The sequence below is a fragment of the Hymenobacter cellulosivorans genome, assembly GCF_022919135.1.
Taxonomy (GTDB): domain Bacteria; phylum Bacteroidota; class Bacteroidia; order Cytophagales; family Hymenobacteraceae; genus Hymenobacter; species Hymenobacter cellulosivorans.
On the sequence record NZ_CP095049.1, the window covers coordinates 2,317,167 to 2,334,731 of the forward strand.

Sequence of the window (17,565 nt, forward strand, 5' to 3'; positions counted from 1 at the left end):
TACAGAGGAGGTAAAAATTGAAACCAGACTAAGCTAGGGCTCCGGATGCGAAATATTAGCTGACTTTCAATGCGTTTGACAAGCAATAGCAGGAGGTAGCATAGGGCACATAATCCTCAGTCATTAACCAATGTATTATGGAAAGTATAATAGAATTTATATGTAATATTATTTCAATAAAAATAATAATAAAATAAAACTATAGCTGCTAATTAGTAATATGATTGAAAATTAAATCAATATTAAAATCAACAAAATTAGAATACTACTATGTAGATTGGGGTTCGCTCTTTCACTTTCACTTCTCTCTTAACTCCATTTTACATGAGAAAAGCTTTACTCATAACACCTCTCTTTGCGGTGACCATGCTACACCATGTAGCGGCGCAGAATAGGAGTGTTTCAGGCCAGGTGGTTGATCAGTCGGGCAATGGCCTGCCTGGGGCCACTGTTATTGTAAAGGGAACAACCACGGGCGTCTCGACCAACTCAGACGGGACATTCACGCTGAGCGTACCCGAGGGCGGCGGTACCCTCATTATCAGCTCGGTGGGCTATCTGAACCAGGAACAGGTTATTGGCACCGAATCCAAGTTCACTGTTCGCCTGGCAGAAGACACCAAGCAGCTGAGTGAAGTAGTCGTGGTGGGCTACGGCACCCAGGCCCGCCGGGACCTGACAGGCTCCGTGGCTTCTATCAGCGGTAAGGAAATAGCCGCGGCTCCGGTGCAGAGCTTCGACCAGGCCTTGCAGGGCCGCGCTACCGGCGTCAACATCACCACGCCCAACGGCGTGCTCAACAATGCCCCTGTTATCCGGGTACGGGGTGTAAACTCGCTGAGTCTTAGTTCGCAGCCGCTGTTCGTTATCGACGGTATTCCGGCTTTTAGTGGCAATACCTCGGCTGTAGGCTCGGTACCCAATAACCCACTGGCCAATATCAACCCGGCCGATATTGAAAGCATTGAGGTGCTGAAAGATGCGTCGGCGGCGGCCATTTACGGTTCGCGGGCGGCGGGCGGCGTAATTCTGGTTACGACCAAGAAAGGCAAGCGGGGCTCCAGCAAGATTTCGGTAGACTCCTGGGCGGGCTGGTCGGAGCCGGTGCGGCTCTACGATCTGCTCAATGCCGAGCAGTATATTAATATCAAGAATGAGGCGGTACGCAACCTGAACGCCAACCGCGCCGCCATTGGCCAGCCCGCTACCAACGTGGAAGGCTTCCGCCCCACGCTCGATGGTAGTGGTAACCCCGTGGACACGCGCTGGTATGACTACATCTACCGCACGGGCTTCTCCACTGCCAACACCGTAAATTTTTCGGGCGGTACCGACAAGACCACGTACTTCACTTCGGTGGGCTACAGCGACCAGAAAGGCATGCTGGAGGGCAACACGTTCAAGCGTATATCGGCCCGCCTGAACTTGGATCATAAGGTATTCAAAACGTTCACGGTAGGCACCCGGGTGGGCTATTCCAACAGCCGCAACCAGTCGCCCAACTCCGGCTCGGTAGGCGACGGAGCCTTCGGAACCGGTGGTCTGGGCCGCCTGCCGCTGGTGCTGCCGCCCAACGTGCCAGCCCGCAACCCCGACGGGACCTACAACCTCAGCGGCTCGGGCATCGGGCCGGGAGCGAATATTAACCCCACCGGTACCAACAACGCCCCGCTGCTGCCGGGCTACTACAACCCGCTGGTAGATCTGGAAAACAACTACTTCCGCTCGGAAAGCAACCAGATAGAGGGCAGTGTATACGCCAACTGGGAAGTGGTGCCGGGCCTGAACATACGTACGCTCTACGGCATCAACAACCTGAGCTTCGAAGACAAGGCCTTTTATACCCCGTTGGCTGGCGACGGAGCCTCCCCAGGCGGGCAGGCCATCAACTACTACCGCACCAACAAGCGCTGGAACTGGCAGAACACCGCTCAGTACGACCGGCTCTTCGGCGAACGGCATAACCTGTCGTTGCTGCTGGGCAACGAGCAGCAGCAGACGAGCACCGAGCGGTGGGGCGCCAACCGGACCGGCATTGCCGATGCTTTTCTGAGCAACTACCAGGGCTTGTTTACCAACATTGCCGCTGCCGGTAACTTCCAGGGCGAAAACTATCTGGTGTCGTTTTTCGGCCGCCTGAACTATGACTTCGCTAAAAAGTACCTGCTCTCCATCAACGTGCGCCGCGACGGGTATTCGGCCTGGGCCGACAAGTGGGGCATCTTCTACGGAGCTTCGGCGGGCTATGTGCTGTCGGAGGAAAGCTTCTGGAAAAACAATGCCGGCCTCTCCAAAGCCGTAAGCTTCTTTAAGCTGACCGGCAGCTACGGCGAAGTGGGCAACAGCCAGGGCATCGACGACTATGCTTACCTGCGCTACTACGATAATAGCTTCTACGGCGACCCCGCCACGCTTTACTTCAGCAGCCCCGGCAGCCCAAACCTGACCTGGGAAACCAGTAAGAAGTCTGACGTAGGCTTTGCCTTCGGCCTGCTGGAAGACCGCTTCACCGGTGACTTCAGCTACTACAACAACTTGGTGGACGGGCTGATTCTGCGCGTGCCGCAGGCGCCTTCCAAGGGTATTCCCGGCACCGTAGCCCCCGGCGACCCGGCCAACTCGCTCAATAACTCCATTCCGGATAACGTGGGCAAAATGCGTAACACCGGCGTAGAAGTAAACCTGAAGTTTCAGGCTATACGGAAACCGAGCTTTACCTGGACCGTGGGCGGCAACTTCTCGACCCTGAAAAACGAGGTGCTGGCGCTGGCTACCGAAGGGCAGCGCATTGCCACCTCTACCTCCGGCCTGGAAACGGTAAACTTCACGGAAGTAGGCCGTTCGGTAGGCGAAATACTGGCCGTGCCCTCGGAGGGTGTAAACCCGGCGAACGGTCGTCGTATGCTGCGCCGCGCCGATGGCTCTATTGTGCAGTACAACCACCAGGGCGGCGGTACTGGCTGGACTACCCTTGACGGTGTGGGCGTGCCCTCGCCCACGCAGCTTGGCGACGGCCAGTTCTATGGGCCAGTACTGCCAAAGTGGTACGGTGGGGTTGATAATACCTTTACCTACAAGGGTTTCGACCTGGGCGTGTTCGTGCAGTACTCCGGTGGCAACTACATCTATAACGGCACCAAATCAGGCCTGCACGACCAGCGCTTCTGGAACAACGACGTGGACATCCTCAACCGCTGGACCCCCGAAAACCCGGGCAATGCTGAGTGGCCGCGCGTCGTATACGGCGACAACGTTTCCAACGGCTCGGCTCTGGTAATGTCGTCGAATGTGGAGAAGGGCGACTTTGTGCGCCTGCGCAACGTGGTGCTGGGCTACGCGGTGCCTACCACTGCCATTACCCGCTTTGGGGTGAGCAGCCTCCGTTTCTATGCGCAGGTACAGAACGCGCTGCTGCTGACAAAGTACTCGGGTATCGACCCGGAAATCTCCACCAACGGCGCCAGCAATACTGGTGCAGGTGTAGACCGCAACTCCGTCGGGCAGGCGCGCACCTACACGGTGGGCTTCAACATTGGTTTCTAACGCAAGTACTCTCGTCTGATGAAGACTCTTTTTTCTTATAAAACCGCCCTCGGCCTTTGCGCCGCGCTGCTGGCTCTGGGCACAACTTCGTGCGACAAAGAAAAGCTTTCCCCCATTCCCACTACGCTGACTCCGGCCGACGTGGCGTTTGATAACCCAAGCCGGGTACTGCTGCAGGTCAACAATATGTACTCCTGGGTAAAGGCCGGTCAATTCCTGGGTGGCCGCTACCAGATTTTTAGCGACATCCGGGCCAACGACTTCCTGAACCGGACCTCCAACGGGGTAACCGGCCTGGCAGTATGGAACCACACGCTGACGGAAACCTCGCAGAACGACGTAGTCAACACCTGGGTTGCCGGCTACGCCGCTATCAACCAGATCAACGTGTTTTTGGCCCGGCTCGACGAAAATGCCGCCAAGTTCACGACCACGCCCTTCCCGGCCGATTATACGGCTACTGTAACTCAGTACCGGGCCGAGGGGCAGTTGCTGCGGGCCCTGACGTACTACTCGCTGCTGCAGCTGTACGCCCGGCCTTTCACTGATGGAGCGGGCAGCAAGCCCGGCCTGCCGCTACGCCTGCAGGCCGAAATGGACTTTGGCAATAACGACCTGGCCCGCAGCAGCGTGGCCGAGGTATACGCTCAGATTCTGAAAGACCTGGACTTCGCGGAGCAAAACCTGCCGCTGAGCCAGACCAGTGCGTTGCTGAACGTGACCCGTGCCCACCGTAACACGGCTATTGCTCTGAAAACGCGGGTGTACCTGAGCATGGGCCGCTACGCAGATGTTATCCGGGAAGCCGATAAGATTGTGTCGGCTACCGCGCCGTTCACGGCCCCAACCGGCGTGCGCCATACGCTGACAGCCTCGGTAGCCAACGTATTTGCTGCTCCGCAGGAAACGCTGGAAAGCATTCTGAGCTTCCCGTTCTCAGCCCAAAACCAGCCCGGCACCCAAAACCAGTTGGCGTACTATTATCTGCCCGCTCCCCTGGGTAATGGGGAGTACAGTCTGAACACTGGAGCCGGCAGCACCCTGGCTAACCCGGCTTTTAAGGCCACCGATGAGCGCCGCACCAGCCTAGTTACGGTGGTTAATAATGTGTCGTATCTGCGCAAGTACCCCAACGGAGCTCCGTACACCGATAAGGCCCCGGTTATCCGTTACGCCGAGGTATTGCTGAGCCTGGCCGAAGCCCGCTTCCGTACCAACGGCGGTGCCGACCCGCAGGCTTTGGCTCTACTTAACGCTGTGTCGCAGCGTTCCAATGGCACCTTGTACACGGCTTTTGCTACTTCAGAAGCTGCGGTTGATGCGGTATTAATCGAGCGCCGCATCGAGTTTTTGGGCGAAGGTATCCGCAACATCGACATCATGCGCCTGAACGCACCGATTCCCGGCAAGGGCTCGGTTAGTGCTGTCACCCCTTCCGACGTGCTGTACGTGTGGCCCATCCCGGCGGCGGAACTAGCAACTAACAAGCTGATGACGCGCAACTAGCGCTCCTTCATTTTTATCATGCAAAAGAGGCTTCCCAGTATGGGGAGCCTCTTTTTTGTGTGCCTGGCGTTCTGAGTTGCACGTAGCTTACACTGGCTTATTCCGCCTGCCGCATAATCAGCTCCCGACCAGCCTGCACGAACTCGACCTGGAGCAGCCGGCGGGTGGAGGCGTCGAGCCAGTAGGTGACGGTGCTTTGGTCCTTGCCAAAGGTTTGCACCACCCAGGCCGGCTGGCTGGTCCTGCCGTCGGGGGAGGGCAGGGTCCGAGCTCCGATGATACGGCCCTGCACCCAGTCTTGCCCGCCTTTTTCGTACACGTACTGGGCAAACTTAAAGGCCTGCCCGGCCCGCAGCGGCAGGGCCTGCACCACCAAGTCGGCGGAAAAGGAGTCGAACAGAGCGGCCGGGGTCGTCAGGTCGACGGCGGTGCGTTGGGTGCCCACCTGGTTGAAGCCCGTGACGCGGGCACCGGCAAAGTCCAGGGCCAGGGTGCGGCCGTTGGGTTGGTGGGAGCGGTGGGCCTGGGGGTAGAGGGTGCGGCGGTCCACGGTGCCGCTGTCGACGATAACGCCGGTAGGAAAGGAAATGACGGAGCGCTTGAGGGCCAACTCTTGCCCCGGCCGGGAGAGGTACTCGTAGGAGGTAGCCACGCTGCCGACAGGCTTTTCCTGTCCCGCTTGGCGCATGAGCATGGTGTAGCGGGCAGAGAAGGGCCGGATGAGCTGCCCATCCACACTGCGGCGCGGGTTGAGCAGCAGCGTGTCGGTGGCGGAGGGCGCCGTCGCTTGGGCGTGGGCGGTACCCGTCAGGGCCAAGGCCAGCAGTAAGCCGGGAAGTTTCATGGCGTAAAGCGTAAGGTGAGGGAAAAGAACCAGCCGCCAAGTACGCCCCGCGTCGTCGGCTTGCTGCCAGTATTCGACCATTGTGGCGGCTTACTCGGCCATTGCCAGACCTTGCTCAACCGTTGACCTGCTACTGAACTAGCGGCGGCTACTGAGCCAAGGGTCGAGGGAAAGGCCGCAACGGTCGAAAATCCGGTGGGGCGTGCCGGTTGACCGCAGCGTGGCGGGTATCTTGGGGCCTTATCTGCCATTACCGCCATGCTCGGGCTTCTTCGCCGCCACCGGGTGCTGCTGCTGCACCTCTCGTTCTGGGGCGTCTACTTTTCGTTTTACTTCTACCAGATCAGCCGGGAGGCAGGCTGGCGGCTGGCCTTGGCCAATTCGCTGGTGCCGCTGGCGAGCAACGCCCTGATCGGCTACCTCAACTTCTTTTACCTGCTGCCCCGGGGGCTGCGGCGGCAGCAGCTGGGGCGCTACTTGCTGGAGCTGGCCGCTCCCTTTACCCTGGTGGTAGCGCTGCGGGTGTGGGTACAGCGGCAGCTGGCAGTGGGGCAGATGCAGCAGAGCTACATGGAGTCGGGGGCCTTCGTGCTGTCGGTGGTGGTGGGCAGCTTGTTCATCGTGGCTTTCCTGAGCATGCTGCACTTTGTGGTGGGCTGGTTTGCCCTCGACGCCCGCACCAAGGCCCTGGAAAACGAGCAGCTGACGGCCGAGCTTAAGCTGCTCAAGGCCCAGATCAACCCGCACTTTCTCTTTAACACGCTCAACAACCTCTACTACCTGGCCTATACCCAGTCGCCCAACACGCCGGAGGTGGTAGCCAAGCTGGCCCAGATGATGCGCTACATGATTTACGAGTCGAACCACGCCACCGTGGCCCTCAGCCAGGAAATCGAATACATGCAGAACTACATCAGCCTGGAAAAGCTGCGGCTCAACGCCCCCATACCGGTGCGGTTTGATGTGGAGGGCCCCACCGACGGGGTGCGCATTGCCCCGCTGCTGCTGATTACCTTTCTGGAAAATGCCTTCAAGCACGGCGTAAGCACCACCGACCCCCAGGCCTGGGTCACGGTGCTTATTCATTTGCACGGCGCAGAGTGCAGCTGCACCGTGGCCAACGGCCGTCCGCCGCACCCGGCTCCGGCCCCGACCACCGCCGGTACGGGCCTGCAAAACCTGCACCGCCGCCTGGCCCTGCACTACCCCGGCCGGTACGCGCTGCGCGTAGACGACAGCCCTACGGAATACCGCGTCCACCTCACCCTAACCCTGACCTGATGCTGCGCTGCCTGATTGTGGACGATGAGCCGATGGCCCGGAAGCTGCTCGCCGATTACGTGGAGAAAGTGCCGTTTCTGACCCTGCACGCGGCCTGCGCCAGCCCGCTGGCGGCTCTGCAGGAGCTCAGCAGCCACCCCATCGACCTGCTGCTGCTCGACGTGCAAATGCCCGAGCTGACCGGTCTGGCCCTGCTCAAGATTCTGCCCCGCCAGCCCCTGGTGATTCTGACCACGGCCTACTCCGAATACGCTCTGGAAAGCTACGACCTCGACGTGGTCGACTACTTGCTCAAGCCCATCACGCTGGAGCGGTTTCTGCGGGCCGTGCACAAGGCCCAGGCCCGGCTGCTGCCCGGCGCCGCAGTAGCAGCCGGCCCGGTGGCGCCCCTTCCCGCCGCTCCGGCCGCTGCCGAGTCCTCGCCGTTTCTGTTCGTGAAGGATGGCACCCGCCTCGTCAAGATCCGGCAGACCGACATCCTGTTTGTGGAAGGCCTCAAGGACTACGTGGCCATTCACACCCGGCAGCAGCGCATCGTGAGCCTGCAGCGGCTCAAGACCCTGGAGCAGCAGCTGCCCGCCACCCACTTCGTCCGCATTCACCACTCCTACATCGTAAGCCTGGAGGGTATCGACGCCGTGTTCAAAGACAAGGTGCAGATCGGCAGCCGGTTTCTGCCCGTGAGCGAGTCCTACCGCAAAGCCTTCCGCAGCTTCATCGACCCCAGTTCCCAGTAGCGACTAATAGAACTAAACCATCATGCGGAGAAAGCACCAGCGAAGGCAGGCGAAACCAGCGGCGAGATAGAGAAATGGACGCAGGGATGATCTGGAAAGAAGGTGATATACGGTAGCAGTAGGAGGGATTATGGTATTTAGTTTATAGTCTTGTGAGTGCTCTACAAGCCTACTATGCAAAGTCATTCTGATAAAGTCACAGCTGCCGCAAATCGTATCATTCAGAATCTTCTGTTGAATACCAATGTCGAGAGCTTCGGTATTTTACATCAAATGCCCTTCATAGAATTTAGGAATGAACACGGCAGCGATATGCATCTGACATTTGACTCTAAGGTGCTGTTTAGCCCCACGTATCAGGGAGAAGTTAGTGATGAAGATAGAATGCTGATAGGCATGAACAGCTTGAATCTGAAGAAAGTGACGAAAGCTCAATGCAATGATGCCGCTGATCTGGAAATTTATTTTGAAGGTGGTGCATGGCTAAAGATCAGCGGTAGCTCTAAGGATAGATATGAGCCTTGGCAATTATCAAATGATATTCCAGTTGCGGAAGGTGGTAGCTCGGTCATAGCATTGGACGGTGGTGGATACGCTATTTGGGAAGGGCAACAGCAGGAGTAAAGGCCTTAAGGCTTGGAGCAGGCCACGTAGCGCCTCAACACCATTATTGGACGGTGTCACAGCATAAAAAAGGCGGAGCCTGCGCCCCGCCTTTTTTATGCTCTTAGGTAGCCCGCCTTTACTGCGGCAGCGTCAGCAGGTAGCCAATAGTAAAATTGGCGTCCCAGTCGAAGACGAACTGCTTGCAGCCGGTGGCTTCGGCAATAGACTTGTAGATGTTGAGGCCGGCTTTCGACTTTGCGTTGTCGAGCTGGTAGGCGTCGGCGGCTTGCAGCACGGTGTAGCGCTCCTTGCCGTTGCGCACCTTCTTGGCCATTTCAAACGGCACCCCGCCAATGATAAAGCAGGTCTGCCGCAGGTTCTGGGGCACTTGGTTGGCTTTGGCTTTCACGTCGGCGGCTACAGTGGCGTCGTCTACGTTGTCCTGGAAGTACTTGGCCCCGTAGGTTTCCACCGACTTGGGCGCGCCGCCGCTCATCCACGTAATCTTGGTGTTGCCCGAGCCGATGTCCGTCACGAACGACTTATCGGCAAACGAAGCCGGCAGCACCGAGCGTAGGCCCAGCACGCCTTCCTTTTCGGGCGTTACGGTGTTGACCACGTAGTTCAGATCCTTCAGGGCCTTGATGATCTTGGCCGTGCCCGAAGCCTTAATAGCGCCGGAGCTTACTACGAAGTGAATGTCACGGCCGCTCACGCCGTAGTCCAGCATCTGGCCGATGTAGGCCTTCAGGCCCTTGCGCACGTCATCATCCGACGACATGTTTTCCATCACCAGGCTGTTGCCGAATTCGGCCTTCTCCAGCTTCCAATTGCGGCTCTTGTCGATGCGCACGATAAAGGAGTTGAAGCCGCTGGCGCCCAGTTCCACCACGCCCTTGAGCTTGCCATTAACCGGAGCCGGGGCTTCGTAGGTAAACGCCGGTGCCGCTGCCGTAGCCGACGAGGAAGTCTGAGTAGAAGTAGAACTGCCGGACTCAGTCGTGGAGTAGTCGCCGCTGGCTTCGGTGCCCGGGGCCGCACCCGGCGAAACCGGCGCGGTAGTCGCGGTGACGGGAGCGGCGGCCTTGTTGCCCACGAAGTAGCGGAAGCCGAAATAGACGGCGGCCACCACGACGAGGGTGATAATCAGCCGGCCGGCAAGAGTAATACGCTGCATGAAGAAAGGAATTAGGGAGTTGGGAATGTAGAAATATTCAAGACGACACTCTTTTGCTATCTGTCATCCTGAGCGAAACGCAGTGGAGCGAAGGACCTTCCTCGCCTCAGTGAAAAGTGTTCTTCAACGTGAGAAGCTCTATGGCAACTGCGTGGTCAAGGGCTTTTGGGCGTTGGCATCAGGCTTAGTGAGGTAGGCGAGGAAGGTCCTTCGCTTTGCTCAGGATGACAGGACAAACAACGTTAGCACACGACGCTCTTGCCAGGATGCTGACCGCGCTTAGTTGAGCAGGTCGCGGTAGCCGGCGTCTTTGGCGGGGTAGGGCTCGGAGCTGCTGGGGGCCGGCACTTCGGGCTTGGCGTCGAGGGTCACGAGCTTGAACTCGCCCTGGTTGTAGGCCTGCAGCATGGCCTCGCCCTTGTCGGAGAGGATGCCGTTTTGCACGTCCACAGAGTTGATAAAGTCCATCGACATATCCATGGCCCGCTTCATTTCGCCCAGCTTCTGGCTCATGTCGTCCTGGATGTACTCCATCGACTCGTCGAAGTAGAACTTCTTGTCGGGGTCGCCCTTGAAGATGCTCACGGCGGTGCGCAGGGCGTTGGAGCTTTCCTTTACAATCTTGTACTCCACTTCCTTGAGGCGGACCTTGATTTCGGTTTCCTTGATGATATAGTCGGCACTCTGGTTTACCTTTTCCATGAAGGCCAGCACCATCTTGATGTTGCGCTGCAAGGGCAGCAGCTTCTCGTTCATCTGCTGCAGGCCCGCACCTTCGATGGTAGCCAGCTGGGCGGCTTCCTTCATGCCGGGCTTGGCGGCCATGCTGGTCGCTTTGTTGGCCTCGGCGAATTTCTGCTTGATTTCCTCGTTGTTCTCGTTGATCTTCTTATTGAGCTTGGCCAGCTGCCCGGCCAGGGTATCAATCTGGCCCTGCATCTTCTGGCGCTTCTGCTTGAGGTCTTCGATGTAGATCTTGAGGATGGCAATGGGGTCGAGCTGAATGATAAGACCGGTAATTTTGCGCATCAGCGTCTTAAACAAAAAGAACAGGCCGGTGCGAATGTCGCGGCTGGTCACCAGAAAGATGAGGACCCCGAGCGCGCCTAGCAAAAAAGCCAGGTGCAGCGTGTTCTGTGCCACCTCAATGAGAAACTTGACCACCTCATTAAAGTAAAACAGGCCCGTGCCGACCAGGCCGGCCAGCACTACCAGGCCCAGCACGCCCTCGGGGCGCGACCAGAAGGAGCGTCGCTCGGCTTCCGTAGAGCCGCCAAGCTGCGTAAAGTCAGGAGTTGCCATGCGGTGAAATTGTGAAATGGTGAGATGGTGAGTGCTGGAGTGGTGAGATAGTAGGGTGGTGAGATGGTGAGTTTGATGTTCTTTCTGCGCAAGTCGTGCAAGTCGCGCCACTAGAACGTCAACTCACCATCTCACCATCTCACCTACCGTAGGTACTGCCCGATTTTCTGCAGGTCTTGCTCGATCTGCTGGGTGAACTGGGCGTAGGTTACTTCGTAGTTCTGGCGGTTCTGGTTGAGGCGGCCACTCTGCTCAGTGATTTCCCCGCCGATGGCCGCCAGGCGGGCGTTGTTGGCGGCCTGCTTCTGCTGAATCTCAGCCAGCTGCCGGGCCAGGGCTTCGTTGTCGGCCTGGAGCTGCTGCTGCTCTTTCTGTAGCCCGCCCACCCGCTCGTTGATGGCCTCGTCCACGCTTTTGGTGAAGGCGTCGCGGTCGGCGCCCAGCACCGTGAGGTAGTGCTGCCCAGTGGAGGTCAGTGCCGTCACGTTGGCCGACCCGCCCATGGCCTTGAAGCTAGCCCAGGCCGCCTGAAACTGTTTCTCCTCACTCAGACCCAGGCTGGTGAGGCTGCGTAGGGTTTCGCGAAACTCGAAGTAGTCGGGGCCGGGCGGGTTGTTCTTGGCCAGCACCCCGGCAAGGTGCTCGGCAAACTTGCTGTCGTGCTGCCCGGTAGGCTGGGGCGCGGGGGCCGGCGTGCCCGCACCCAAGGGTGCCGCGGTGCCGGGGGCTGCGCCGGGGCGGGCGGGCTCGGCATCGGTGATGAAGAAGCTCAGAATCTTACGGCCGAGGTTGTCCGGTTCAGGCATGGCATTATTAGAAGGTAGCACCTGCAATGTTACGAGGTTGGCGCTAATATTCTGCGTCGGCTATGCCAGAACTGCGGGTCGAAGGCCGCCCACCTGAAATAGATAAGTAGCGCCGGTGTTCGGGGCCAGGCTTTTGGGTAGAGTTGCCTTGCCAGCCACCTGCCCGAGAAGCAAGCGGAGTAGGTGCTAGCGCCAAAACCTTGAAACGTCGAAACAAGAAAGTAACGCGGGTCTGGCCCCGCCGTCCGACTACAGCTCCCGCGCCACGTTTCCTTTCCCTTATTCGTGCTGGGCATCACGCGGTACTTGGCTACGAACCTGAAAACCGGGCAGCCGGTACTGCCTGGCCCGGCGGCGCTTTTACGCACCCGCCGGCCGGGGAGGAAGCACCAAGGAAAACCGGGCAGCCGTTGCAGAAAGCTACAACGGTCCTTGGCGCCCGGTACCAGTCAGGACAGGATGCCCGTCGCCTCCGGCTGAGGCAGAATGGCTTCTACCCGGTAGCCAACCGCGCCTTGTGGGGTCAGCCACCTGACCTTGTCGCCCAGCCGCACGCCTAGTATGGCCAGGCCCTCCGCGCTTAGGATGGAAATACGGCCGTGAACCGGGTCCGCGGCCGGCGGGTATACCAGGGTAAGCTGCTGCTCTTCGGAGCTGGTCAGGCTGCGCAGCGTAAGGCAGCAGTTCATGGTCGCCACGCCGGGTACAATGTCGTAGGAATTAATAAGGTGGGCCTGGGTTAGCGCCCGCCGCAACGCCGCAACGGCTACGGCAGCCGTCGGCGGCGGCTCTTGCTGCACCAGCTGCGTTAGCCGGGCATAATCGGGCTTGGTTACGTAGATATCGGAGGGCGAGTGCCAGAGGGGCATAGGGATTCGAGGTATAGAGTAGCGGAACAAGGCCGCCGATGAGTAGGAGTAAGCAGACCGGGCGCTTATTGCCAGCCGCCGCCCAGGGCGCGGTACAAACTCACACTTTGCTGCAGCTGACTGTGGCGCGACTCGGCCAGGCTCAACTCGGCTTCGAGCACGCTACGCTGAGCCGTAATTACTTCGAGGTAAGAAGCGTAGCCTGCCACAAACAGCTCGTTGGAGGTGGCTACCGCTTTGGTGAGCAGCTCCACTTCCTGCTGCCGGGCGGCGGAGGCGGCCCGGTGGTTTTCCAGCCCTTGCAGGCCGTTTACCACTTCCCGAAACCCAGCTTGCAACGACTGCTGGTAGCGGTAGTAGGCCTCATAGCTGCCCGCCGTGGCCAGCCGGAAGTCGGCCTTAAACTGGGCACGGTTGAGCAGGGGGCCGGTCAGGCCGGCCAGGGCCCCGTACGCCAGCGAGGCCGGGTCAAGCAGGGTGGCGGCCCGGTAGGAGTTGAAGCCTACGTAGGGCGTGAGAGTGAGCGAAGGTAGAAAGGCAGCCCGGGCGGCGGCCACGTCAGCGCGGGCTGCTTGCAGCTCCAGTTCGGCCTGGCGCACATCGGGCCGACGGAGCAGGGCCGTGGCCGGTACGCCGGCACCGAGGCGTTCGGGCAGCACCTGTCCGGGCAGGGGCTGCCCGCGCGTAATGCGCCGGGGGTAGCGCCCCAGCAGCCGGTTGAGGCTGGTTTCGGCTTCGGTCACGCGCTGCCGGGCTTCGTGAGCCAGGCTTTCGGTGCGGGCCACCTGGGCGGCAAACTGCTGCACGGCCAACTCGGTGGCCCGCCCGGCCTGCTTCTGCACGCGCATCAGCTTCAGGGCCTCGCGCTGCAGGCCGATATTGCGCTCCAACACTGCTAGTTGGTTGTCGGCCGTGAGCAACTCGTAGTAGAGGCGGGCCACTTCGGCTACTACATTGGTCGTGACGAGGTGACGACCCTGCTCCGAGGCCAGCACGCGCAGGTAGGCGGCCTGGCGACGCTGCTTCAATTTGCCCCACAGGTCGATTTCCCAGGAGCTGCGCAGGCCCCCGAAAAACTCCGGCGTCACGGGTCCGGGTATGCGCTGTTGCCCGTCGATATTGGGCGAAAGGTTGGTGTCGAAGTTACCCACCCCGTTCAGGGTGTAGCGCCCGTACCGGTCGCCGCTGGCCGAGGCCGCCGCCGACACGGTCGGTAGCAAGGCCCCACGGCGGGCCAGGTACTGGGCCCGGGCGCTTTCCACGCGCTGCAAGGCCAACCGCAGGTCCAGGTTCTGACGCAGGGCCGTATCGATGAGGGCCGTCAGGGCCGGGTCCTGGAAGAACTGCCGCCAGGGCTGGTGGCCGGCGTGCAGCGTATCGGCGGCGGACTGGACAAAGGCGGTCGGCACGGCTGGGGCGCTGGTGGGTTCGGTGGGCGCGGCCACGCGGCAGCCGCTACTCAGCAGAAGGGTGGCCCCGAATAAAAAGGCAAAAGGCAGGCGCATGAGCAAGGTTGACTATCGTTGGCAAATAGGGCAGTGGGCGCGGGCTGAGTTAGATCAATGCGCCACCAACTCCCGTTTTTCCCGCGCTTTCTCTACCTCCGCCGGTTCATCGTCCTCCAGGTTTTTCACCTTTTCCAGCGAAGCAAACAGCACGTAGAGCCCGGGGATGAGCACCATGCCGAAGAGTGTGCCGATGAGCATACCGCCCGCCGCGGCCGTGCCGATGGAGCGGTTACCCAAAGCCCCGGCCCCACTGGCAATAACCAGCGGAATCAGGCCGGCAATGAAGGCAAAGGAGGTCATCAGAATGGGGCGCAGGCGGGACACGGCGCCTTCCACAGCGGCATCCAGCACTGCAGCTCCAGCCCGGCGCCGCTGCTCGGCAAACTCGATGATGAGAATGGCGTTTTTGCCAAGCAAGCCCACGAGCATTACCAGAGCCACCTGGGCGTAGATGTTGTTTTCCAGGCCCAGTAGCTTCAGACTAAGGAAGGCCCCGAAGATGCCGGTGGGCAAACTCAGCAGCACGGGCAGGGGCAACAGCAGGCTTTCGTACTGAGCCGCCAGCAGCAAGTACACGAAGATGAGCACCACCCCGAACACGTACAGGGCCTGGTCGCCGCTCAGGATTTGCTCCCGCGTCATGCCACTCCACTCGTAGGCGTAGCCCCGGGGCAGCTCCTTGGCGGCCACGCGTTCAATAGCCGTAATGGCGTCGCCCGACGAGAAGCCGGGGGCCGCGTCGCCGTTGAGCATGGCCGAGGTATACATGTTGTAGCGCGTGAGCTGGTCGGGGCCGAAGACGCGCTCCAGCCTGACGAAGGTGGAGAAGGGCACCATCTCGCCCCGGTCGTTTTTCACGTGCAAAGCCAGCAGGTCTTCGGGCTTGGTGCGGTAGTCGGGCCCGGCCTGCACCATTACCTTGTACATCTGCCCGAAGCGGATGAAGTTGGAGGCGTAGTAGCTGCCCATCAGCGTCTGCAGGGTGCTCATGGCCGCATCGATGGTTACGCCCTTCTTAGCGGCCATGTCCTGGTCGACGTGAATCAGGTACTGCGGGAAGTTGGGGTCGAAAGAGGTAAAGGCCCCGCCAATGGCCGGGTCCTGGCGCAGGGCGGTAAGGAAGGTCTGCGACACGGAAGCGGTTTTCTGCAAGTCACCGGTACCCGACTTGTCGAGCAGGCGTAGTTCGAAGCCGCTGCTGTTGCCGAAGCCCGGCACCGTAGGCGGGGGCAGAAACTGAATGTCGGCGTCGCTGATGCCCTTGGTTTTTTCTTCCAGCTCGGCAATGAACTCGGCTACCGACTGCTCCCGCTCGTCCCAGGGCTTGAGGTTAATCATGCCCATGCCGTAGCTGGAGCCGGCCACTTCGTTTACCAAGCTGTAGCCCGCCAGCGTCGACACCGACTCTACCGGGCCCAGCTTACTAGCAATGCGTTGCACCTCGTCGAGCACGGCCTCGGTGCGCTCCACGGTGGCGCCGGCGGGCGTGGTCACGTTCACGTATACCATGCCCTGGTCTTCGGTCGGGATAAAGCCCGCGGGCAGAACCTTGTTTATGCCCCAGGTAGCCGCGCAGAAGCCCAGCAGCACGAGCAGCGTCACCAGCCGCCGGCCAGCAATGGCACGCAGCAGGCCCTGGTAGCGGCCCGACAAAGCATCGTAGCGTTGGTTGAAACCCGCAAAGAAGCGGTTTATCAGTCCCTTGGGCTCCCTGCCTGCCGCTACCGGCGTGTGCTTGAGCAGCAACGCGCACAGGGCCGGCGTCAACGTCACGGCATTGATGCCCGAAATGACAATGGCAATGGCCAGGGTAAGCGAGAATTGCCGGTAGAACACGCCCACCGGCCCGTCCATAAAGGAAACCGGGATGAATACGGCCGACATCACCAGGGTAATGGCAATGAGGGAAGAACTGATTTCGCCCATGGCCTCGAAGGTGGCCTCGCGAGCGGGCAGGTGCTTTTCCTGCATCTTGGCGTGCACGGCCTCGACCACCACAATGGCATTGTCGACCACGATGCCGATGGCCAGTACCAGGGCAAATAGCGTGAGCAGGTTGATGCTAAAGCCCAGCGTCTGCATAAAGAACAGGGTACCCACCAGCGCCACCGGCACCGCCAGCGCCGGAATCAGCGTGGAGCGCCAGTCCTGCAAAAACAGGTACACGATGATGAACACCAGCAAAAAGGCTTCGACGAGGGTGCGCAGTACTTCGTGAATACTCGCGTCAAGAAAGCGCGACACGTCGTAGGCAATGCTGTACTTCATGCCGGGCGGAAAGGAGGTTTCCTGCAGCTCGGCCATGCGGGTTTTCACGTTGGCAATAACGTCGGACGCGTTGGAGCCGGGGCGCTGCTTGAGCATGATGGCCGCCGAGGGCTTGCCGTCGGTTTTGGAAGCCATGCCGTAGGTCAGGGAGCCAAATTCCACGTCGGCTACCTCGCGTAGGCGCAGCACCGAGCCGTCGGCGTTGGCCCGCACCACGATGTTGCGGTACTGGTCGGGTTCAAACAGCTTGCCCGTGTAGCGCAGCACGTACTGCATCGACTGGGACTTGTCGGCTCCCGAGCTTTCCCCCGATTTGCCCGGCGCGGCTTCCACGTTCTGGGCCCGGATAGCGGCCACCACCTCGTCGGTGCCCACATTGTAGGCCGCCATACGGTCGGGCTTGAGCCACACCCGCATCGAGTACTCGCGGGAGCCCATGATTTCGGCAAAGCCCACGCCATCGATGCGCTTGAGCTCCTGCAACACGTTGATGTCGGCGAAGTTGTAAATGAACTTCTCGCCGGCCGCCTTGTCGTCGCTGGTGATGTTGAGGTAGAGCAGCATGGAGTTTACCTCCTTCTCCGTCGTTACCCCGGCCTTGATGACTTCCTCGGGTAGCTCGTCGAGAATGGTCGTCACGCGGTTCTGTACGCCCACGGCGGCCAGGTCAGGGTCGGTGCCCACCTTGAAAAACACCGTAATGAGCGTCACCCCGTTGTTGGAACTCACCGAGTTCATGTAGGTCATGCCCGGCACGCCGTTGATGGCGCGCTCCAGCGGGGTAGCCACGGCCTTGGCGCACACCTCGGCGTTGGCCCCGGTGTACTTGGCCGTCACGGTCACCGACGGCGGCACGATGTCGGGAAACTGCGTGATGGGCAGCGTAAACAGCGCCAGCGCGCCCAGCAGCACCAGAAACACCGAAATGACCAGCGAGAGAATCGGCCGGCGGATGAAGATATTGAACATGAATGTCGTTGTTAAAGCACGCGAAAACGGAATGGCATGCGGCGGGGCGCCTCACCCCCGGCCCCCTCCGGAAAGGGAAGGCGCATCAAGCATTCTTGGGGAACCAAACGGAGCCCGCCAGGTGCCTCGGGCGTCTGCTTGCTGCGGAA

12 protein-coding genes are annotated in these 17,565 nt (G+C 60.1%); 5 read left to right on the forward strand and 7 right to left on the reverse strand.

Features of this window, described 5'->3' with window-relative positions:
* The first annotated feature begins 324 nt into the window (after positions 1-324).
* Positions 325-3,543: a SusC/RagA family TonB-linked outer membrane protein gene (locus MUN80_RS09760; protein WP_244722918.1), complete on the forward strand. Its 3,219-nt coding sequence runs from the start codon at positions 325-327 to the stop codon at positions 3,541-3,543.
* 18 nt (positions 3,544-3,561) lie between these two features.
* Positions 3,562-5,049, forward strand: coding sequence for a RagB/SusD family nutrient uptake outer membrane protein (locus MUN80_RS09765; protein ID WP_244722921.1), 1,488 nt, complete (start codon positions 3,562-3,564; stop codon positions 5,047-5,049).
* A 97-nt stretch (positions 5,050-5,146) separates the two neighbouring features.
* Here the strand turns inward: MUN80_RS09765 and MUN80_RS09770 are convergent, their stop codons facing one another.
* Positions 5,147-5,893: a DUF3108 domain-containing protein gene (locus MUN80_RS09770; RefSeq protein ID WP_244722923.1), complete on the reverse strand. Its 747-nt coding sequence runs from the start codon at positions 5,891-5,893 to the stop codon at positions 5,147-5,149.
* A gap of 258 nt (positions 5,894-6,151) precedes the next feature.
* On the opposite strand from MUN80_RS09770, the gene MUN80_RS09775 reads away from it, so the two are divergent.
* From MUN80_RS09775 to MUN80_RS09785, 3 genes are all read left to right on the forward strand, one after another.
* Positions 6,152-7,174, forward strand: a complete 1,023-nt coding sequence (locus tag MUN80_RS09775) for a sensor histidine kinase (RefSeq protein ID WP_244722926.1) — start codon at positions 6,152-6,154, stop codon at positions 7,172-7,174.
* A complete protein-coding gene (locus MUN80_RS09780) occupies positions 7,174-7,911 on the forward strand; it encodes a LytR/AlgR family response regulator transcription factor (protein WP_244722929.1) in 738 nt (245 codons plus the stop codon). Before MUN80_RS09775 ends, MUN80_RS09780 begins: the two co-directional genes overlap by 1 nt.
* A gap of 174 nt (positions 7,912-8,085) precedes the next feature.
* On the forward strand, positions 8,086-8,535 hold the full coding sequence (locus MUN80_RS09785; protein WP_244722932.1) for a hypothetical protein: 450 nt from the start codon (positions 8,086-8,088) through the stop codon (positions 8,533-8,535).
* 118 nt (positions 8,536-8,653) lie between these two features.
* On the opposite strand, the gene MUN80_RS09790 is transcribed toward MUN80_RS09785, so the two are convergent.
* The 6 genes from MUN80_RS09790 to MUN80_RS09815 form a co-directional block, all read right to left on the reverse strand.
* Positions 8,654-9,694 (reverse strand): hypothetical protein, encoded by a 1,041-nt coding sequence (locus MUN80_RS09790; RefSeq protein ID WP_244722934.1) that lies wholly within the window; start codon positions 9,692-9,694, stop codon positions 8,654-8,656.
* A gap of 279 nt (positions 9,695-9,973) precedes the next feature.
* Positions 9,974-10,996, reverse strand: coding sequence for an Atg14 domain-containing protein (locus MUN80_RS09795; protein ID WP_244722936.1), 1,023 nt, complete (start codon positions 10,994-10,996; stop codon positions 9,974-9,976).
* 143 nt (positions 10,997-11,139) lie between these two features.
* On the reverse strand, positions 11,140-11,802 hold the full coding sequence (locus tag MUN80_RS09800; protein ID WP_244722938.1) for a hypothetical protein: 663 nt from the start codon (positions 11,800-11,802) through the stop codon (positions 11,140-11,142).
* 449 nt (positions 11,803-12,251) lie between these two features.
* Positions 12,252-12,671: a GreA/GreB family elongation factor gene (locus MUN80_RS09805; RefSeq protein WP_244722940.1), complete on the reverse strand. Its 420-nt coding sequence runs from the start codon at positions 12,669-12,671 to the stop codon at positions 12,252-12,254.
* Between the two features lie 65 nt (positions 12,672-12,736).
* Positions 12,737-14,176: an efflux transporter outer membrane subunit gene (locus MUN80_RS09810; RefSeq protein ID WP_244722942.1), complete on the reverse strand. Its 1,440-nt coding sequence runs from the start codon at positions 14,174-14,176 to the stop codon at positions 12,737-12,739.
* A 54-nt stretch (positions 14,177-14,230) separates the two neighbouring features.
* Entirely contained in the window at positions 14,231-17,416 is a 3,186-nt protein-coding gene (locus MUN80_RS09815; RefSeq protein ID WP_244722945.1) for an efflux RND transporter permease subunit, read from the reverse strand.
* Positions 17,417-17,565: the final 149 nt, after the last annotated feature.